The sequence below is a fragment of the Alteromonas sp. 4NH20-0056 genome (genome assembly GCF_057539655.1).
This window is the reverse complement of record NZ_BAAJLS010000009.1, coordinates 20,299-38,954: the sequence shown is the minus strand read 5'-3', so window position 1 is coordinate 38,954 and position 18,656 is coordinate 20,299. Positions and strand designations below refer to the sequence as shown.

General features: G+C 45.0%; 20 protein-coding genes. 13 read left to right on the top strand and 7 right to left on the bottom strand.

All coding sequences use genetic code 11. From position 1 onward, the window contains the following. Window positions 1-13: 13 nt before the first annotated feature. From pip to AC27EZ_RS14515, 3 genes are read left to right on the top strand one after another with little or no spacing between them, the layout of a single operon-like run. On the top strand, window positions 14-991 hold the full coding sequence (pip, locus tag AC27EZ_RS14525; RefSeq protein WP_487136011.1) for a prolyl aminopeptidase: 978 nt from the start codon (window positions 14-16) through the stop codon (window positions 989-991). Continuing rightward, window positions 988-1,425 carry a D-aminoacyl-tRNA deacylase gene (dtd, locus tag AC27EZ_RS14520; RefSeq protein ID WP_487136010.1) on the top strand — a complete coding sequence of 146 codons (438 nt, stop codon included), beginning with the start codon at window positions 988-990 and terminating at the stop codon, window positions 1,423-1,425. Before pip ends, dtd begins: the two co-directional genes overlap by 4 nt. A 52-nt stretch (window positions 1,426-1,477) precedes the next feature. Then, window positions 1,478-2,383 (top strand): bifunctional GNAT family N-acetyltransferase/hotdog fold thioesterase, encoded by a 906-nt coding sequence (locus AC27EZ_RS14515; protein WP_487136009.1) that lies wholly within the window; start codon window positions 1,478-1,480, stop codon window positions 2,381-2,383. Window positions 2,384-2,452: 69 nt separating this feature from the next. Here the strand turns inward: AC27EZ_RS14515 and rpoH are convergent, their stop codons facing one another. Beyond that, window positions 2,453-3,307 (bottom strand): RNA polymerase sigma factor RpoH, encoded by an 855-nt coding sequence (gene rpoH / locus AC27EZ_RS14510; protein WP_487136008.1) that lies wholly within the window; start codon window positions 3,305-3,307, stop codon window positions 2,453-2,455. Between the two features lie 451 nt (window positions 3,308-3,758). On the opposite strand from rpoH, the gene AC27EZ_RS14505 reads away from it, so the two are divergent. After that, complete coding sequence (locus AC27EZ_RS14505; protein ID WP_487136007.1) at window positions 3,759-4,991, top strand: EAL and HDOD domain-containing protein; 1,233 nt, start codon at window positions 3,759-3,761, stop codon at window positions 4,989-4,991. Window positions 4,992-5,173: 182 nt separating this feature from the next. Next, window positions 5,174-6,409 (top strand): EAL and HDOD domain-containing protein, encoded by a 1,236-nt coding sequence (locus AC27EZ_RS14500; RefSeq protein ID WP_487136006.1) that lies wholly within the window; start codon window positions 5,174-5,176, stop codon window positions 6,407-6,409. 34 nt (window positions 6,410-6,443) lie between these two features. Here AC27EZ_RS14500 and ftsX read toward each other — a convergent pair whose 3' ends face one another. From ftsX to ftsY, 3 genes are read right to left on the bottom strand one after another with little or no spacing between them, the layout of a single operon-like run. Then, window positions 6,444-7,424 carry a permease-like cell division protein FtsX gene (gene ftsX / locus AC27EZ_RS14495; RefSeq protein ID WP_487136005.1) on the bottom strand — a complete coding sequence of 327 codons (981 nt, stop codon included), beginning with the start codon at window positions 7,422-7,424 and terminating at the stop codon, window positions 6,444-6,446. Between the two features lie 2 nt (window positions 7,425-7,426). Then, a complete protein-coding gene (gene ftsE / locus AC27EZ_RS14490) occupies window positions 7,427-8,110 on the bottom strand; it encodes a cell division ATP-binding protein FtsE (protein ID WP_487136004.1) in 684 nt (227 codons plus the stop codon). Between the two features lie 24 nt (window positions 8,111-8,134). Further along, window positions 8,135-9,679: a signal recognition particle-docking protein FtsY gene (ftsY, locus tag AC27EZ_RS14485; RefSeq protein WP_487136003.1), complete on the bottom strand. Its 1,545-nt coding sequence runs from the start codon at window positions 9,677-9,679 to the stop codon at window positions 8,135-8,137. A 67-nt stretch (window positions 9,680-9,746) separates the two neighbouring features. On the opposite strand from ftsY, the gene rsmD reads away from it, so the two are divergent. Continuing rightward, a complete protein-coding gene (gene rsmD / locus AC27EZ_RS14480; RefSeq protein WP_487136002.1) occupies window positions 9,747-10,394 on the top strand; it encodes a 16S rRNA (guanine(966)-N(2))-methyltransferase RsmD in 648 nt (215 codons plus the stop codon). 8 nt (window positions 10,395-10,402) lie between these two features. Here the strand turns inward: rsmD and AC27EZ_RS14475 are convergent, their stop codons facing one another. Together AC27EZ_RS14475 and AC27EZ_RS14470 are read right to left on the bottom strand one after the other, a co-directional pair. Then, a complete protein-coding gene (locus AC27EZ_RS14475) occupies window positions 10,403-10,984 on the bottom strand; it encodes a YjaG family protein (RefSeq protein ID WP_487136001.1) in 582 nt (193 codons plus the stop codon). Beyond that, window positions 10,984-11,586 carry a YhgN family NAAT transporter gene (locus tag AC27EZ_RS14470; RefSeq protein ID WP_421132671.1) on the bottom strand — a complete coding sequence of 201 codons (603 nt, stop codon included), beginning with the start codon at window positions 11,584-11,586 and terminating at the stop codon, window positions 10,984-10,986. The genes AC27EZ_RS14475 and AC27EZ_RS14470 overlap by 1 nt, the downstream gene beginning before the upstream one ends. 307 nt (window positions 11,587-11,893) lie before the next feature. Here AC27EZ_RS14470 and AC27EZ_RS14465 point away from each other — a divergent pair, with 307 nt between their 5' ends. Further along, entirely contained in the window at window positions 11,894-12,076 is a 183-nt protein-coding gene (locus tag AC27EZ_RS14465; protein WP_487136000.1) for a helix-turn-helix domain-containing protein, read from the top strand. Window positions 12,077-12,151: 75 nt separating this feature from the next. Here AC27EZ_RS14465 and pepB read toward each other — a convergent pair whose 3' ends face one another. Beyond that, window positions 12,152-13,429 carry an aminopeptidase PepB gene (gene pepB, locus AC27EZ_RS14460; RefSeq protein WP_487135999.1) on the bottom strand — a complete coding sequence of 426 codons (1,278 nt, stop codon included), beginning with the start codon at window positions 13,427-13,429 and terminating at the stop codon, window positions 12,152-12,154. 117 nt (window positions 13,430-13,546) lie between these two features. Between pepB and sfsA the strand changes: the two genes are divergently transcribed. The 6 genes from sfsA (at window position 13,547) to panB (ending at window position 18,650) form a co-directional block, all read left to right on the top strand. Next, entirely contained in the window at window positions 13,547-14,248 is a 702-nt protein-coding gene (gene sfsA, locus AC27EZ_RS14455; RefSeq protein ID WP_487135998.1) for a DNA/RNA nuclease SfsA, read from the top strand. A 221-nt stretch (window positions 14,249-14,469) separates the two neighbouring features. Beyond that, window positions 14,470-14,919, top strand: a complete 450-nt coding sequence (dksA, locus tag AC27EZ_RS14450) for an RNA polymerase-binding protein DksA (RefSeq protein ID WP_421132675.1) — start codon at window positions 14,470-14,472, stop codon at window positions 14,917-14,919. 62 nt (window positions 14,920-14,981) lie between these two features. Further along, the gene (gluQRS, locus tag AC27EZ_RS14445; RefSeq protein WP_487135997.1) at window positions 14,982-15,902 is read left to right on the top strand and encodes a tRNA glutamyl-Q(34) synthetase GluQRS; all 921 of its coding nucleotides are present in this window, start codon (window positions 14,982-14,984) and stop codon (window positions 15,900-15,902) included. Between the two features lie 98 nt (window positions 15,903-16,000). After that, complete coding sequence (pcnB, locus tag AC27EZ_RS14440) at window positions 16,001-17,314, top strand: polynucleotide adenylyltransferase PcnB (RefSeq protein WP_487135996.1); 1,314 nt, start codon at window positions 16,001-16,003, stop codon at window positions 17,312-17,314. Continuing rightward, window positions 17,307-17,804: a 2-amino-4-hydroxy-6-hydroxymethyldihydropteridine diphosphokinase gene (folK, locus tag AC27EZ_RS14435; protein WP_487135995.1), complete on the top strand. Its 498-nt coding sequence runs from the start codon at window positions 17,307-17,309 to the stop codon at window positions 17,802-17,804. The genes pcnB and folK overlap by 8 nt, the downstream gene beginning before the upstream one ends. A gap of 51 nt (window positions 17,805-17,855) precedes the next feature. Next, window positions 17,856-18,650, top strand: coding sequence for a 3-methyl-2-oxobutanoate hydroxymethyltransferase (gene panB / locus AC27EZ_RS14430; RefSeq protein WP_487135994.1), 795 nt, complete (start codon window positions 17,856-17,858; stop codon window positions 18,648-18,650). The last annotated feature ends 6 nt before the right edge of the window (window positions 18,651-18,656 follow it).

The following is an 18,656-nucleotide window of genomic DNA, read 5'->3' as shown; positions in this document are numbered from 1 at the left end:
GCGCAGAAACAAAATGAAACGACTTTATCCTGAAGTTACCTGCTACACGAAAGGATTTATCGAGGTAGAACACGGGCACTCACTTTACTATGAGCAAAGTGGGAATCCTGATGGGATCCCTGTACTTTTCATTCATGGCGGACCTGGCGCCGGACTGCCACCAAACTACACCTGCTTTTTCGATAATAATCGCTACCGTATCGTTGCGTTTGAACAACGTGGGTGTGGGCGCTCTTCGCCATTCGCAAGCCTTAAGAACAATACATCATGGGACAGCGTTAACGACATTGAAACGTTAAGAGAACACCTAAATATCGATAAATGGCTACAATTTGGCGGTTCATGGGGCGCAACGCTAGCATTGCTCTATGCCATTACGCACCCTCAGCACGTGTCTGGCCTCATCTTACGAGGAACATTTTTGGCGAGAGAGCAAGACCGAGACTGGTTTTTGTCTGAATCAGGCGGTGCTGCCCAGCTTTACCCTGAGCATTACAGAAAGTTTACCCACGGCATCCCTGCGCCGTTGACCAGTAAGGCCGTGTGTGCGTATTTTAATGACATATTTGCAAATTCAAACGAGGTTATGCGTCACGCTGCATTGAAGCGTTGGTATCAATGGGAAGAGCGATTATCTCGACTTGTATTACCGCCTGGTATTGGCGATACCCTCACACAATACCCCCTTTCGCTAGTAACCAGTCTAGCCAAACTTGAATGCCATTACCTTATTAACAAATGCTTTATCGATGACAATTATATTCTTGAAAACATCGCCAAAATTAGTGATATTCCAGGCACTATTATTCACGGCCGCTACGATATGATTTGTAAAACGGAAGCGGCAGAAACCCTTCATAAAGCATGGCCTAGCAGTCAACTACAGATTATTCCTGATGCAGGGCATAGTACCTCAGAGCCTAGCATTGGGTATGCACTGTGTAGTGCCACGCGAGATATGGCAAAGTTTATTCAGGAAAACCGCACATGATAGGACTTGTTCAACGTGTATCACAAGCTAATGTTAGCGTTGATAATCAGATTATCGGTGAAATTAACCAAGGTATGTTGGTGCTATTAGGCGTTGAAAAAAATGACTCTGAAGCCGAGATAGAAAAACTTACTACTAAGCTATGTAACTACCGAATGTTTTCTGATGAAGACGGGAAGATGAACCTTAACATTCGGCAAATCGGTGGCGAAATACTGGTTGTATCTCAGTTCACGTTGGTGGCAGATACACAGAAAGGGAATAGGCCTGGTTTTTCGAAAGGCGCGTCTCCAGAACACGGTAAAAACATGTATGCATTGTTTGTGGCGTCTCTTAAAAGCAAAGGAATTAAGGTGGCCACGGGTGAATTTGGCGCCGACATGAATGTTGCGTTAATCAACGATGGCCCCGTCACCTTTCAGTTTCAGGTATAATGCAGCTAAGAGAACATAAAGGTTCCTGCTAACATTTAAGGATCGAGTTATTGTGTATAAAGTGATAACGCCAAAAAGCGACAAGGAATTCGATGAATATTTCCAATTTCGTTGGGCTCATCTGCGACAACCTTGGAACTTCCCGGTAGGTTCAGAAAAAGACGAATATGAGCTAGTGGCAGAGCATCGTGCCATTGTAGACCGTGACAACAAGATTGTTGCATGCGGGCGCGTGCACTTAAATACCGCCGAAGAAGCGCAAATAAGACATATTGCGGTCGACCCTATCCACCATCGGAAAGGGTTGGGCCAAATGATCCTGGCGGCATTAGAAAATGTGGCTAAAGACCTTGGCGCAGTAAGGGCAGTCACCAATAGCCGTGAAATTTCTATCTCTTTTTTCACCGCATGCGGGTTCGTGATCGAAAGAGAGGCTCCAAATGAGTTAGGCTTGCTCAAGCGTCAGCAGATGGTTAAAAAGCTAGACGAAAATAACACGTTAGTACTTCATCCTAAATGGTGTAAAGCGCTTCAGAAGACGTGGACAGAGACCATACCCATTACAGAACATATGGGTATAAAACTGTATCAATATACTGGTCGTACACTAGAAACAAGAGCCTCGTTGAACAAGAATATTAATGTGCATGGTACGATGTTCGCCGGCAGCATTTTTTCTTTAGCCACACTGACAGGTTGGGGAATGATTTTTCTGCAATTAAAAGAGCGGGGGTTGATGGGTGATATCGTATTGGGTGATGGTGACATTCATTACCATAAACCGATTACGATGAAACCACGTGCCATTAGCAATATTGAAACGTTATCAGGCAAATTTACGCCGTTAGAAAAGGGTAAAAAAGCACGGTTTGATTTGAACGTAGATATCTTAGACGGCGACGCTGCTGTCGCCGAGTTTAAAGGCGTGTTTTGGGTGTTACCTACTGCCGATAGCTAACAAGTAAAATGCACTAATTCTAGACATAAAAAAAGCGCCAAATAGGCGCTTTTTTTGACAGCAAAAGTATTAAGCTACCATTGCAGCTTGTAGCTTTTTCATTGCGTTCTTTTCGATTTGACGAACACGCTCTGCTGACACTTCATATTTATCTGCTAAGTCTTGAAGCGTAATCTTATTGTCTGCTAACCAGCGAGTTTCAATAATATCTTGGCTTCGTTCATCAAGTGTTTTCAGTGCAGAATAAAGACGTTTGCTAGCATTCGCATCCCAATCGCTATTGATGACGTCTGTTTCTACATCAGCAGACTTGTCTTCTAAAAACTGGACAGGCGCAAAATTACCTGTTTCATCTTCATCAGCACTTAAATCAAACGCTTGGTCTTGACTGCTCATACGCGCTTCCATTTGAAGCACTTCTTTCGTGCTTACCCCGAGCGCAGACGCTACGGTTTGCACCTCATCATGAGTAAACCAGCCCAGACGTTTTTTTGCTTTACGAAGATTAAAGAACAGTTTGCGCTGCGCTTTCGTGGTCGCCACTTTAACAATGCGCCAGTTCTTCAATACAAACTCGTGTATCTCTGCTTTTATCCAATGCACAGCAAACGATACCAAACGCACGCCGACGGTCGGATCAAAACGTTTAACCGCTTTCATTAAACCAATATTACCCTCTTGGATAAGATCAGCTTGCGGTAGGCCGTAACCAGAATATGATTTCGCAATGTGCACAACAAAACGTAGATGCGACATTACAAGCTTACGAGCAGCCTCTAAATCCTCATCTTCGCGAAGACGCACAGCTAACGCGCGCTCTTCTTCAGCGCTCAACATATCAATACTACTGACAGCTTGAACGTAGCCTTCGATGCTACCGCTGTGCAGCGCTGATAAAGCCATGGTTTGCAAATTGTTGCTCATTTTTCACCTCATTAAATACAGCTTCAGTATACCAAAACTCAAGAAGCTGTTCGAGACCCAGTTACGGTAATAAAACTTCTTCGATTAGTGGGTATGGGGACATACTCACATATATCAAGACCATTAATGTAAAAAAAAGTTCAAGTTATGTCTACTGCACGTTTGTACGCGATACAACTTTTTCGGCGTTAATGATAAACGAGTATACGAGAGAATACCGCCAGTGTATTAACGCTTGTCGCACACAACCGACATCAATCGCAGCACTGGCCAATTGAGAATATTTATCATACAGACTCTGCAAAATGACGATATCGTAAAGTTTCGATTGATTGCATCGATTTTTTACATACAATGAGATTTACCTTATATACCGGCAGTAGTTACTCGCTAGCGCTCTGCAAAATTATAATAACAACGCGCAATAGCGCGAAAGAGCAAGAGGCCACCCATGTTTGCTTATATCGCAAGACAACCTATTTTTGACGCCGAACGCTCGGTGTATGCGTACGAGCTTTTGTTTCGCTCAGGCGAAGAGAATTGTTTTCCTGATATTCCCCCCGATGAAGCAACATCAAAAATTTTAACCTCGACTCACTTGAGCCTAGGGATTGAAGAAATTACCGGTGATAAAAAAGCCTTCATTAATTTCCACCGCGACACACTTATGTTCCGTTTTCCTACATCACTTGATGCAAGCAAAGTCGTTATTGAGGTAGTCGAAACGGTAGATGTGGATGACGCCCTTGTTGCTGCGTGCAAACATATAAGAGGGTTGGGATACCCTATTGCACTTGATGATTACGATATGCATGGTAAATGGGATGCCTTTATTCCATTCACCAGCGTGGTTAAGATAGATACCACTGAAATTCCCCATGAAAAAATCCCAGCAATAATTGAACGCTTCCACGAACATAAAATCAAATTGGTTGCGGAGAGAATAGAAACGTATGAAGAGTTTCGTAAGTTCAAAGGCATGGGCTTTGATTATTTCCAAGGGTATTTTTTAGCGAAACCGGAAATTGTTCGCCATAGAAAATTAGGGCCGAGTAGCTTAACCATGATGGAACTACTTACGTTAAGTAGCCAGCCCAAGCTTAATTTCGACGAAGTGAATCGTATTATTGAGCGCGACCCATCGCTGACGTATCTGCTTCTTCGTTTTATTAACAACCCCCTCATTAACAAGCGCAACAAAATCACCTCACTGAAGCATGCATTAACATTTATGGGTGAAGTGGAAGTGAAGAAGTTCATTTCATTACTGGCGCTAGCGAATTTAAGCGATGGCCAACCCAACGAACTGATGCATATGGCACTGGTGCGCGCTAAATTTTGTGAGTATGTATTTCTTTCTAACAAATCAGGGGAGAACCCATTAACGGGGTTTCTCACTGGGCTGCTGTCGCTACTTGATGCCATGATGGAGCAAAACATCGAAGAATTAGTCAGCAAAGTGCCGATTAGTGAAGATGTAAAAAAGGCGTTGTGTGGCCAACCTGGGTTATTAAAAGACAGTTTAACCGTAGCGAAGTATTTTGAGCGGGCAAACTGGGGTGGCATCAAGCGTTTTGCAGCTAAATACAACGTTAGACAAACTACGCTGCATGAATACTATAACCAAGCCATTAAATGGGCCGGGCACATGCAAAGTGTAACCACGTCGACTAAACCGGAATAAGCCCTAGTCATAAGGTTATTGAAGTGCGTTGCATCTGTTTACTGGAACCATGACGTTAAACAAAAGTGTGAAAAGTGCTCCTTGTAGAGCGAATCGCTTGTCGCAACCGCATTATATGGCGTAGACTGAAAGAATAATAAGCACCGATAAAAAAACATCGGCGACGTCGTCAGGGAAAATGTATGTTTGCGTTTATCGCTCGCCAACCAATATTAGATAAAGAAAAAAGTGTATTTGCCTACGAACTCTTGTTTAGAGATGGCAAGGGGGGCGCATACCCTGAACACGAGCCAGAAAAAACAAAATTGATTGCAGAACATTTTCTTCCGCTCGGTCTAGACGACATCAGCGGAGAAAAAACGTCTTTTATCAATTTTTCGTCAGACACGTTAATCTCTCGTTTTCCCACGACATTAAACCCCGACTCTGTCGTGGTTGAACTTGCTGATAACCCTTTTGATCAAAGCGGCTTGCTTGAAGCCTGTCAGCACATCAAACAATTAGGCTTTCGTTTAGCGATAGACGACCCTATGTTGCTTAGCGCCAAACACGATATATTTCCTCTTATCGATATTGTAAAAGTTGACGTGTCAAAAGCTCGCTTCGAGAATATTGAAAAACACATTCCTCGATACCTTGATGCAGATGTAAAACTGGTTGCAGAGCAAGTTGATACTCATGAGAATTTTTCTGTCTGTAAAGATTTAGGCTTTGATTTCTTCCAAGGCTATTTCTTTTCGCAACCCGAAATACGTATCTCACGTGAGCTGCCTGCCTCGAAGATGAATATCGTCGACTTAATGGGCGAGAGCAGCAAAACTGACTTCGACATTAACCGTATCACCCAGATTATCGAGAGAGATGCAGCGTTAAGTTTCTTAGTCCTTAAATTTATCAATAACCCAACCATTAACAAGCGCTATAAAATCACTTCCTTGAAACACGCCATTAATTATATGGGCGAGGTTGAAATTAAAAAGTTTATCGCATTGTTAAGCTTGACGAATTTAGGTGACGACAAGCCACTTGAAATTATTCATATGTCATTGGTAAGGGCGAAGTTTTTTGATTTGCTATCTGAAAAACGTGGCATGCGAACCGACCCGCCTGTAGGGTTTTTAGTAGGTTTGTTCTCACTACTAGAGGGGTTACTTAACCAATCGATGCAGGATATTGTTAAACAACTTCCTTTGTCAGATACCGTGAACGACGCCCTACTTGGCAAAAACCCTGAATTTGTTAATTACATGACGTTGGTTCGTGCATTTGAAAGCGCACTGTGGATGAACGTCGTTAAGCAATCTAAAATGCTCAATATCGAGCAGAAGCATTTACATACGCTGTATAACCAAGCGATTGTATGGGGTAACGGCGTACGAAGCGCGATTTCAAGCCACTACCCCACCGCTACCGCGTAGCAGTTCATAAAGGAATACATGCGCCATTACCGGGTTATTTCGGCTCTATCTGGCGCACATGACGCTGTACTGAAATAAGTGAGCCCAGTAAACCAAGTAAAACTGATAACCCCAACATGGTTAGCAATGCGCTTCCGGTAAGCCCAGTAATATTAAACTCCTTTTGGTAAAGTGCAGCAAAGTGAGAAATACTGCTGTCCATCCACCAAAGGATAATAATAACGGCGAACCACGCGATAAGCCCGCCTAACAAGCCATACCAGAACCCCGTGTACAAAAACGGCCGATGAATAAATGCGTCGGTGGCCCCCACCAGCTTCATAATGACAATTTCATCATGCTTGTTAAGAATATTTAAGCGGATGGTGTTTCCAATAATCAGTACTACCGCAACAAACAGCAAAAGGCCAATGAGTGTAACCAAATCGCTCGCAATACTTATTACGGCGTAAAGGCGCTCAAGCCATTCGATATCGAGTTTACCAATATCCACTTCACGCTGTTGCGTTAACTTATTTAGCAGGCCCTGTGCAGCGCTTGGTGATGCATATTTCTCGTTTGGGGTGACCAATACCACATCAGGAAGTGGGTTTCGCTCGAGATAGGCTATGGCATCGCCTAAACCCGATAACTGCTGAAACTCTTGAAGTGCATCGTCTGCCGGAATAAATACTACGGTGTCGATTTCTTTCCACGTATTGAGTCGAGCTACCAATTGCTGAGCGCTAGCGGCATTTAGGTCCGATTTCAAAAACAATGATATTTCCGAGGCTTGTTCCCAGCCAGCGGTAATCTTTTCGGTATTTTTGACCATGATATACAATGTACTAGGTAAGGTAATACTTAGCCCCAACACACCAATGGTCATCAGTGATGCGAGTGGCTGACGCCATAGCTCACCTAGGCTCGACAACGCTTGTCTTATATGACTCACGAAAAACATGATGATAGCCTGAACCAGGCCTACTTTTGCTGATGCAGCACCCTGCGAACGCCCATTAAACAGAATACTCATGCTTAAAAGCCCTCTATATTGTCGGCAAGGCCGTCGGTGATCATCTGGCCATTCTTTAACGTAAGCGTACGGTAACGCATTCTTGCGATAAGGCCTAAGTCATGGGTCGCGATAAGTACTGAAACGCCAGCTTGATTAAAATCTTCAAATAAACGGATAATTTCCATTGAGAGTTTAGGATCTAGGTTACCAGTAGGCTCGTCGGCAAGTAACAAAGGAGGCTTATTTACGACGGCGCGAGAAATACCCACACGCTGTTGCTCACCGCCTGATAAGGTGATGGGTAGACAGCGACTTTTATCTCTTAATCCGACCATTTCCAGCGCCGCATCGACACGTTTTTTTATTTCTTTATGTGTAAACCCTTCAATTACAAGCGGCAACGCCACATTATCGAACACGGTTTTATCCATAAGTAACTGATGACTTTGAAAAATCATGCCTATATCACGACGAATATAAGCAATGTCACGCCGCGTAATTGTATTTAAGTCGTGCCCATTTATTAGTACGCGACCCACGGTAGGCCGCTCCATAATACTGATCAGTTTAAGTAAGGTACTTTTCCCAGCTCCAGAATGGCCAGTCAAAAAAGCCATTTCACCCGGCGCTATATGAAAATCAACTTTGCTAAGCGCGCGTTGACCTCCTGGGTAGGTTTTGCTTACCTGCTCAAACTTGATCATGCATTTTCCCTAAACTAAGGTGGACTACCGCTCTGGCGTATCCATTTCACTGAACAGCGCATCGATGAACTCTTGGCCATCGAACTGGCGAAGATCATCAATACCTTCACCTACACCAATGTATCTAATAGGTATACCAAATTGATCGGCGATAGAGAAGATAACCCCACCTTTCGCCGTTCCATCAAGCTTGGTCAGCGTAATGCCCGTAAGCCCAACGGCTTCATTGAAAAGCTTAGCTTGGCTGACCGCGTTTTGCCCTGTACCCGCATCTAATGTCAGCATAACTTCATGAGGTGCATTGGGGTTAAGCTTTTTCATTACTCTTACGACTTTCTTTAGCTCTTCCATCAAGTTGCTTTTGTTTTGCAGACGACCCGCGGTGTCGGCAATTAACACATCGCAATGGCGAGATTTGGCGGCTTCAAGGGCATCATATAGTACCGATGCACTGTCTGAACCGGTATGCTGTGCAATAACTGGAATGTTGTTACGCTCACCCCAAACTTGAAGCTGCTCAACGGCAGCGGCTCGGAACGTATCCCCCGCCGCCAACATCACTTTTTTGCCTTGTTGCTGAAACTGTTTGGCAAGCTTACCAATTGTCGTTGTTTTACCTACCCCGTTTACGCCAACCATTAAGATGACAAAGGGGCCTTCTTGCGCATTGTGTGACTGCATAGCCTCTGGAAGCGGCGCATTCACTTTATCAAGCATCCCCGATAACTGCTGCTTCAAAATGTCTAACAGTGCCTCTGCGTCTTTCAAATCTTTCCTAGAAGCGCTATCGGTAAGATGGTTAATAATTTTTTGCGTGGTATCCATGCCAACATCGGCTACCAACAGCTGTGTTTCAAGGTCTTCATAAAGTTCGTCGTCAATCGCTTTACCTTTAAACAGGCTGACGATACCACTACCCAGATTAGCTTTGGTTCGCGACAAGCTTTCTTTAAGGCGTGAGAATAACGACTTTTTCTCTTGAGGCGTTGAGGCTTCTTCCTGCTTTTCAGGCTCTGCCACTACGTCGTTAGCTATTGCGTTAGCATCGGTGTCTGTATCAATTCGCTCGGCCACCGCCTCTTCAGCGATGACTTCTGCTTCTACCCCACTTTCAAAGCCAGCAACCTGTTGAATGTCGTTATTTTCGGCAACCTCAGCCTGCTCCACCGTTTCTGTAGGTGAAGTAGCATCGACGGCGTCTTCAATTACCTCAGTAGGTAACGCATTGCTCGCCTGAGGTTCACGCTGTGGTAATGGATCTAAAGCCTCGGCGTCGACTTTTTCATCAGAAGAAAAATCTAATGGCTGTTCTGTAACATCGCCCGTACGGTCATTCACACTGTCTACGACGCTAGAGTGAATAGCAGCATTCCCGTCTGGCGTCGCTTCGCCTGGGGGAGCAACAGATACTTCCTGCACTGGCTCAATATGTTCTTCAACGCTATCTGCGCTATCAACAATGTTATCGGCTTTAATATCCGTTTGTGCAACCGCCTGTTCTTGCGCTTGCTGTTCTTTTTGTTTCTCTGCTTTTTTGTTCTTGCTGAACCAGCCAAAAAGTTTCGACATTGTTAGGACAAATCCTTATAAATTCTGAGCAAATTCGGCTACACTTGCCAACCAATTGTTTAAACGCATGATACCACTGTCAGCTACTATGAAGCGAGTTTCTCGCCCCAACAGGGCATCTTCACAATCAAAAAAGTCTACTTTCGCTAAGAAATCGAGCCCGACGGGCCAAATTCGCATTATTGGCGGAAAATGGCGCGGACGAAAGTTACCGGTATTAGATGCGGAGGGCTTAAGACCCACCACCGACCGAAACAAAGAAACGTTGTTTAATTGGCTGATGGGTGATGTTCAAGATGCGCAATGTTTAGATGTTTTTGCAGGCTCTGGCGGGCTTGGGCTTGAAGCGCTCTCTCGCTATGCGCAGTCGTGCGTTTTCATTGAATTAGACAAATTGAATGCCCAGCAACTCGTGAAAAATATTTCAACGCTTGCGGTAAACGATGCAAACGTGAAATGCGGCGATGCGTTTAACGAATTACAGGGGCTTGCGGGCCAAACGTTTGATATCGTATTTGTCGACCCGCCTTTTCACAAAGGGCTTATCGCGCCAACCATAAGCGCGCTCATCAACCACAACCTTGTCACCTCGGGCAGCCTTGTTTACATGGAGCACGAGCGAGAACTGGCTACAACGCCCTTACCCGACAATTGGCTAGTTATTAAAGAGAAACAGACCCAATCCTTATTATACAAGCTAATTAAGGTAAGTTAGCACTCACCTTAATCTAGCTCTAATCCGATGTTAGACATACCTTCTTCCAGCGCAATTTCTTTAAGCGCTTGTACCGCTTTTGCGGGATAGGTGTGTGATTCTACGCAATCAAGTAACGCATTTTGAATTGTGACTTCAAACGCCATCAATGGATGCGCTTTTATATTTTCTTCGGTCGCTTCACCAGATGAAAGTAGGTAGGCTTCAACGCTGCCTTGCGATAACTTACTTACCACTACCGCCCCTTGAGGGTCGTCACCCGCCATTAAATTCAATAACCCGGCAAGACCAATCGCCGCATCAATGGCAGGATAGACACCAAAAAAGTCATAATCGGCAGTGTCCGGTGTCGCAAGTTCAACTTTTTCTAACTGCACAGCGATATTGAATTTACTTTTCGGCGACGTAATCGATTCCCATATTGCGTTTAGGCAATTGCGCAGCGTGGGCGCATTGTCTGACTCGGTCACGTCGCAAAATAACGCATAATTGGGTAACATCCGCTCGAGCAACGCTGCACTAAACGCAACGGCTTTCCATCCTTCCAAAGCGCGCACGCGGCCGAATGTATTTAATTTTTGCGTTGTCATTATTGCGCTCCAGTAGCTTGCAAGAAGTATTGCGTTACGCCATCCAACAACATTTGAATGGCTATCATTACTAAAATCATACCCATTAATCGCTCCATGGCAACTAAACCACGCTCTCCAAGCAATTTATGGAATACATTTGAAAAAAGCAGTATTACCGCACTCACTCCCCATGCCGCGCCTAATGCCATCGTCCAGTCAGTCATTCGTTCTGGATTTTGATTAGCAAGTAGAATAAGGGCGGCAAGCGTCGAAGGCCCGGCTATCATCGGAATTGCTAGTGGTACCAAGAAGGGCTCTTCACCCACAGCTAGACCACTCGGATTACCTGATGAAGGAAAAATCATTTTCAGTGCAATCAAAAAGAGAATAATACCGCCAGCAATACTCACGGTTTCCTGCTCTACATTTAAGAAGTTAAGAACAGATTGACCGCTAAACAGAAAGATAAACAAAATACCCAATGCGAACAACAGCTCTCGAACAAGAATGATTTGGCGTCGACGGGGCTCTATTGATTTTAGCACCGACATGAAAACAGGCAGGTTTCCGAGCGGGTCCATGATCAAAAACAGCATTACCGCAGCGGACCAAGTATCCATTTTTATGCCTCGTTAAAAAAGTGATGCGTTAAAAAAGCGTGATAATGCAGGATTTTAATGCACTTATCGACATTAGTGTGAAAAAAGCCCTCGAAAAAATTGAAATTTACGCTTAACTTTAATAACAGAACCAGTGCCGCTATGTGAAACGCATAAGATTTTGCCCGCATAAGCGAGTATCAGGTCGGGGTAAGGTGATTACTACTTTTGGATAATGCCTTATTTCTGCTACTTTATGTTGTAATGATAAAGTCTCGGTACCCGAACATAAAAATACAAATAAAATAAAACAAGTGGAATTCTAATAATGAGCTTAATGACGGTAAAAGAAGTAGCAGCATTTCTTAATGTACAAGAAGTACGTGTAGAGCGCCTAGAGCGTGAAAGTTTGCTTATCGCAAAAGAAAAAGATTCAGATGGTAAGCCATTGTTTGATAACGGCGACGTTGAACGTTATAAGCAGCTCGCTGAACGGTTAGGCGGAATTTAATCCGTATACCGATTCGCTAGCAGGGCAAAAAAAATAGTTAAAAAAGGTGATGCGGATGCATCACCTTTGTTTAATTTAAAAGTCGTGTAATAAGCGAGCGATACTGCGAATGCCTTTCGCCGTTGCCCCTACCGGCATTTCCGCTGTGGCACCACCATGATACGCAGCGGCTAAATCAAGATGCACCCACCCGTCGGCCTTTACAAAGCGAGACAAGAACCCAGCCGCATTTGATGCACCGCCACCACCACCGCCTTTCATAGGACGGCTGTTTGCAGTATCAGCAAACGCTGATGGGCAACGCTCTGCATGGAAAGGTTCTAGCGGAAGAGGCCAAAAACGTTCGTTTTCTTTTTTCGCAGCACTCAACATTTTATCTCGTGCATTATCATCTAATGAGAATACGGCATGATAATCTGATCCTAACGCAACGCCAGCCGCTCCCGTTAAGGTAGCCGCGTCTAAGATAAGCGGAGCCCCTGTTTCTGTGGCCGCCATCAGGCCGTCTGCAAGCACCAAACGCCCTTCAGCATCAGTATTTACCACTTCAACCGTTACGCCATTTTTATAAGTGAGCACATCACCAAGCTTGTAAGCATGCCCGCTGATAAGGTTTTCAGCACAGCATAGAATCAGCTTAATACGCTTAGTAATCCCTTGCGTGATAGCCAAACCTAACGCGCCGGTTACCGTTGCCGCTCCGCCCATGTCGCATTTCATATCAAGCATACCCTCACTTGATTTAATGCTGTAGCCGCCACTATCAAAGGTAATCCCCTTTCCGACAAGCACAGCATCGACTGGCGCATCTTTGTCGCCAGTAGGGTTATAATCTAACTCAAGCATGGCCGGCGGCCTTTCACTGCCGCGACCGACATTATAAATGCCCACCCAGCCTGCTTTTAACAGATCTTCGCCTATCGTCATGTTATAGGACACGTTTTGTTCATCAAGAGACGTCAGCCAGTCCGCGGCACGCTGTGCTAGCGTTTCTGGGCTTAGGTCTTCTGGAGTGTCATTCACGAGTTGACGGGTAAAGAGCAAGGCTGCGTAGCCTTGTTCTAACCAGGCTTTATCATCGTTATCGGCCCAGTTAATAGCCGCCGGCTTGCGGGCACGCGTAAAGCTTAATGCAAATGCCCATTGCTGTTCTTTATGCCAATCACCTGTAAGCGTGACAGATGGGATTGCTAAACCATCTAACTTACGCGCAGCTTGCTGAATCGTTTTTTCATTTAGCTCTTCATTGGGTAAATGAATTACAGCGCCCGATGCGGTAAAACTTAAGCGCGAGGCTTCGCCCCACGACGCGTCTGCTTTATCGAGAGATAAGCTTACGGTAAAGTCACTCATTACATGTATCCTTTTAATATTATTGGGTCGAAAGTGAATGGCCCTTAGGTACTCATTTTCGAACGCATTGGCTTAGTAGTCTAATACTCATTAATAAAGTACGGAGTTTTGCGCAATATGATTTTTTCTCCACCTCTGATACGCGGCACACTCATTAAACGCTATAAGCGTTTTTTAGCCGATGTCGAACTAGATAATGGCGACATCGTCACCGCACACTGCCCGAATACTGGGGCAATGACAGGCTGTGCTGAACCGGGGTTCACCGCGTACTTGTCGGTATCGGATAATCCGAAACGTAAACTGCCCTATACTTGGGAACTCGCGCAAACCCAAGAAGGTCACTTTATCGGTATTAATACGCATAATGCTAATAAGTTGGTGGCACAAGCACTAAATAACAAGGGTATGGACGCGTTTTCCGCTATTGATACGTGGAAAGGTGAAGTTACTCCCCCTGGAGGTACCAGTCGTTTTGACTTTGCTTGTGTCACAGGAGGGAGAACGGAATACATGGAAGTTAAATCCGTTACGCTAGCGCGTGGCAATAAAGGGTATTTCCCAGATGCCGTAACAACACGCGGACAGAAACATTGTGATGAACTTGCCTCACTTGCCACGGCGGGCGTTAACACCACATTGCTATTTTGTGTACAACATACCGGTATACAATCGGTAAGGGTTGCAGAGGATATTGATCCAAATTACGCACGTGCACTTAAGAACGCGCAGCGCAAAGGCGTTCAGGTGTTGGCTTACGGCTGTTCAATTGATGAACAAAAAATTCAATTAAATCAGTCACTCCCTGTAATATTGTGAAAAAGGGGTTGATTTTTTTTAATTCGGCTTCATATTTGCGCCTTGCTTTACCAGTAGAACACGTAAAAAAGTAAGCTGGTCTTTGTGCTGATGATGTTAAAAATCGTATACCAGCATAATAATTACATAGACACGAGAAATTGCTTGGAACGGGCGAGTCTGTTATAGATATTCGACTCATTCAGGACAAGATGGATGTCGTAGTGTAGGAGATGTGGCAGATGCCAACAGGAAAAGAAACAAAATCACTCGGACTTTTAGCGCTTGCGGGCTTAACCCCGTATCAGCCAAAAGCAGACGAAGAATACATGGGCGAACCGCAGATGGAGCACTTCCGTCTGTTGTTAAAAGCGTGGCGCAACCAACTTCGTGAAGAAGTTGACCGCACAGTAACGCATATGAAAGACGAGGCTGCGAACTTCCCCGACCCAGTAGATCGCGCTGCTCAAGAAGAAGAATTCAGCCTTGAACTTCGAACTCGCGACCGCGAGCGCAAGCTTATCAAGAAAATAGAAAAAACATTGAAGCGTATAGAAGAAGATGATTTCGGCTTCTGCGATCAATGTGGCATCGAGATTGGTATTCGTCGATTAGAAGCACGTCCTACTGCGGACCTTTGTATCGATTGCAAAACCATGGCTGAAATTAAAGAAAAGCAACTACAAGGCTAATCGCCTTAGTAGTAGACTGAAAGTACAGCGCGATAGCGCCCTGTACTTTCAGTCCATTCACTATGTCCACACAACCCGCTTCCCCTCCTTATATCGGTCGCTTCGCACCGTCACCCTCAGGTCAGTTACATTTCGGTTCGCTTGTTACTGCGCTTGCTAGTTACTTAGACGCTCGACATCATAATGGTTCGTGGCTAGTAAGAATGGAAGATATTGATGAACCTCGCTGTATTGCAGGCGTTGACAAAACAATACTAAACACGCTCGACGTTCACGGTTTACGCTGGGATGGCTCTGTTGTGTATCAAACCCAGCAACACGAACGATATCAAGACACGCTGAATTCCCTTATTGCGGATAAAAAAGCGTACTACTGCACATGTACCAGAAAGCAAATTAAGGCAAAGGGCGGCAGGTACCAAGGAACATGCCGCGGTAATCACGCTTATCGCAACGATGCGGCTATACGGTTAATCTTAAATACTGCGCTCCCCTCTTTTGAAGATGGTATACAAGGACAGGTGACACCTGAATATTCTCTCGCAGAAGATATTATTATCAAGCGGCGAGATAGGTTGTTTGCGTATAACCTTGTGGTTGCGCTAGATGATGACTTTCAAGGTGTAACGCACATTGTGCGTGGTAACGACTTGTTAGATGTAACGCCTTTGCAATTATGCGTGTATGACGCCCTTGGTCTATCCATACCGCAGTATTGCCACGTACCTGTGGCAAGCGTTTCCCCAGGAAGAAAACTAAGTAAACAGAACCATGCTGTCCCCATTTGCAATAAGAACGCCATGGAGAACCTCACTCGCGCTCTCGCATTTCTTGGGTTTTCGCACATCAATTCCACTGATTATGATACGGTAGATACCTTACTGAACGCTGCAATTGAACGTTGGGACAGAAAAGTCGTGCCTAATGTTGCTGAAATTATTGTCGATCGCAGCGAATCCACTTATCATAGCGACCCTTTATAGTTCTTGGAGATACCATCATCATTCATCGTGTTTTTAATTCTGTTAAGCGCGCATTTTCAAAGGAAAGTGGCGAACGCACAGCATTAGCTCCTCGAATTATGACTCGCGGTGAGCATGGCATTTCTCGCGAAGATATAAGCCCTAGCGCACTTAAAGTTATGTATCGCTTAAATGGTGCAGGCTTCGAGTCTTATCTAGTGGGGGGCTGTGTACGCGATATTTTGATGGGACACGAGCCGAAAGATTTTGATGTAGTTACCAATGCAACACCAGAACAAATTAAAGGGCTGTTTAAAAATTGCCGGTTAATAGGCCGTCGGTTTAGGCTCGCGCATATCGTTTTTGGCAGAGAAATTATTGAAGTGGCCACCTTTAGAGGACACCACGCCGAAGACCAAGATGAGAACACGCCAAAAGCAAAAGCACTAGGTAAACAAGATGCGCAAGGGCAGTTGCTGCGAGATAACGTATTTGGCTCTATTGAAGAAGACGCTGAACGTCGTGATTTCACCTTTAACGCCATGTATTACAGTGTCGCCGATTTCACCGTCAAAGATTTCGCGAACGGCTTACAAGCGATAGAAAAACGAGAAGTTGCGCTTATCGGTGACCCAGAGGTGCGCTTTAGAGAGGACCCAGTGCGCATGCTGCGAGCAGTGCGTTTTGCCGTCAAGCTGTCTATGCGTATCGAGGCAAAGACGGCAGCTCCAATCAAGCAGCTTGCCAATTTACTGAACAATATTCCCCCCGCACGCTTATTTGAAGAAACCCTTAAATTGTTTTTATCCGGTAAGGGAGAAGCAACCTTCCTGATGCTCAGGGATTACGATTTAATTGAGCCACTTTTTCCACAGTTGGCCCCATTTCTTCAAGATGAAAACAGCAGAGAAATGCAGTTCGTTCGTAAGGTACTGCAAAATACTGATGAAAGAATTAACAGCAACCAACGCGTCACACCGGCGTTCTTGTATGCCGCGTTGCTATGGTACCCTCTTGAGGAGCGCTCGCAGGTGCTTCAAGCTGAATCAGGGTTAAATGCGCACGACGCCTTTAATCTTGCATCGGGCGAAATTATTGCGCGCCAAACGCAGCGGATCATGATCCCTAAGCGCTTTTCTACCGTCATTCGTGATATCTGGATCCTACAACAACGCTTACCCAAACGATTCGGTAAACGTGCGTTCCAGCTTCTTACTCACCCTAAATTTAGAGCAGGTTACGATTTCCTCTTGGTAAGAGGCCAAATTGAAGGCGGAGAATTGCTGACGCTTGCACAGTGGTGGACACAGTTTCAGCATGCCGATGTGACCAAACAGCGGGGTATGCTAAACGCACTACGTAAGTCAGAAACGGGGGCGCCAAAACCTAAAAAACGAAAGCGTCGACCAGCCAAGCGAGATTCTGATGCATAAAGAACACGTTTATATTGGTATTGGCAGCAACTTAGGCGAGTCGCAGCAGCAAATTAACGTCGCATGTAAAGCTATGTCAACGTTAGCAGACACTCGCGTACTTAACGTCTCATCGTTGTATTGCAGCAAACCCATGGGCCCGCAAAATCAACCAGACTACATTAACGCTGTATGTCTTATTGAGACCGAACTATCGCCACACGCCCTATTAGCGGCACTTCAACAGATAGAAAAGGACAATGGCCGTACTCGCGATGGCGAACGCTGGGGAGCACGTACGCTAGACTTAGACATATTACTTTATGGTAGCGAGACCATTGATACCAGTGACTTAATCGTACCTCACTGCGGCATGTCAGAACGTGAGTTTGTATTAGTTCCACTCTTTGAAATTGCGCCCATGATGATAATGCCAGACGGCAAGCCGATATCCCACTGGGTTGCCAACTGTTCACTGGATGGGTTAAAACGCCTATCTGCTTCCAATTAATAGCAAAATCCGTATAGTTCGCCACTCAATACCAACATATTGGACCCTATCATGAAGAAAGTTACCGTATCGAGTCTTCTGAAAAAGAAGCAAGCAGGTGAAAAAATCACGTCGTTGACTGCCTATGATGCAAGCTTTGCGAAGATGTTTGATGAGCAAGGTATAGACGCCCTATTGATTGGCGATTCACTTGGCATGGTACTTCAAGGTGAAGACGATACGCTACCTGTGACAATTGATGATATTGCATACCATACTCGCAGTGTACGACGCGGAACAAACCGTGCGTTTGTGCTTGCTGACATGCCCTTTATGTCTTATGCCACACCAGAACAAACCTATTCCAACGCTGCAAAATTGATGGCAGCTGGCGCAAGCATGGTCAAAATGGAAGGCGGTAGCTGGTTATGCGACACCATTACAGGCCTTAATGAACGTGGTGTCCCTGTATGTGGCCACTTGGGGTTAACCCCTCAGTCTGTCCACGTTTTTGGCGGCTTTAAAGTGCAAGGTAGAGACGCAGATAAAGCCCAACGCTTGATCGACGAAGCGAAAGCATTAGAGGCAGCTGGCGTGCAACTGTTGGTACTTGAATGCGTACCATCTTCACTGGGTAAAACCATTAGCGAGGCCCTAAACATACCAGTCATCGGCATTGGTGCGGGTAAAGATACCGACGGTCAAATCTTAGTGATGCATGATATGTTCGGGATAAGTGCGAACTACATGCCTAAGTTTTCTAAAAACTACTTAACTGAAACCGGTGATATGCGCAAAGCGGTTAAGCAGTATATTGATGATGTTAGCAGCGGCGCTTTTCCTGGTGCTGAACACAGCTTTGAATAGTTGAAT

Coding starts and splice junctions, on each gene's coding strand:
- panB (WP_487135994.1), top strand. CDS start 17,856: ATGAAGAAAGTTACCGTATCGAGTCTTCTGAAAAAGAAGCAAGCAGGT.
- dksA (WP_421132675.1), top strand. CDS start 14,470: ATGCCAACAGGAAAAGAAACAAAATCACTCGGACTTTTAGCGCTTGCG.
- pcnB (WP_487135996.1), top strand. CDS start 16,001: ATGACTCGCGGTGAGCATGGCATTTCTCGCGAAGATATAAGCCCTAGC.
- rsmD (WP_487136002.1), top strand. CDS start 9,747: ATGATACCACTGTCAGCTACTATGAAGCGAGTTTCTCGCCCCAACAGG.
- AC27EZ_RS14470 (WP_421132671.1), bottom strand. CDS start 11,586: ATGGATACTTGGTCCGCTGCGGTAATGCTGTTTTTGATCATGGACCCG.
- ftsX (WP_487136005.1), bottom strand. CDS start 7,424: ATGAGTATTCTGTTTAATGGGCGTTCGCAGGGTGCTGCATCAGCAAAA.
- AC27EZ_RS14475 (WP_487136001.1), bottom strand. CDS start 10,984: ATGACAACGCAAAAATTAAATACATTCGGCCGCGTGCGCGCTTTGGAA.
- folK (WP_487135995.1), top strand. CDS start 17,307: ATGCATAAAGAACACGTTTATATTGGTATTGGCAGCAACTTAGGCGAG.
- AC27EZ_RS14500 (WP_487136006.1), top strand. CDS start 5,174: ATGTTTGCGTTTATCGCTCGCCAACCAATATTAGATAAAGAAAAAAGT.
- rpoH (WP_487136008.1), bottom strand. CDS start 3,307: ATGAGCAACAATTTGCAAACCATGGCTTTATCAGCGCTGCACAGCGGT.
- AC27EZ_RS14465 (WP_487136000.1), top strand. CDS start 11,894: ATGAGCTTAATGACGGTAAAAGAAGTAGCAGCATTTCTTAATGTACAA.
- pepB (WP_487135999.1), bottom strand. CDS start 13,429: ATGAGTGACTTTACCGTAAGCTTATCTCTCGATAAAGCAGACGCGTCG.
- ftsE (WP_487136004.1), bottom strand. CDS start 8,110: ATGATCAAGTTTGAGCAGGTAAGCAAAACCTACCCAGGAGGTCAACGC.
- sfsA (WP_487135998.1), top strand. CDS start 13,547: ATGATTTTTTCTCCACCTCTGATACGCGGCACACTCATTAAACGCTAT.
- ftsY (WP_487136003.1), bottom strand. CDS start 9,679: ATGTCGAAACTTTTTGGCTGGTTCAGCAAGAACAAAAAAGCAGAGAAA.
- pip (WP_487136011.1), top strand. CDS start 14: ATGAAACGACTTTATCCTGAAGTTACCTGCTACACGAAAGGATTTATC.
- AC27EZ_RS14505 (WP_487136007.1), top strand. CDS start 3,759: ATGTTTGCTTATATCGCAAGACAACCTATTTTTGACGCCGAACGCTCG.
- dtd (WP_487136010.1), top strand. CDS start 988: ATGATAGGACTTGTTCAACGTGTATCACAAGCTAATGTTAGCGTTGAT.
- gluQRS (WP_487135997.1), top strand. CDS start 14,982: ATGTCCACACAACCCGCTTCCCCTCCTTATATCGGTCGCTTCGCACCG.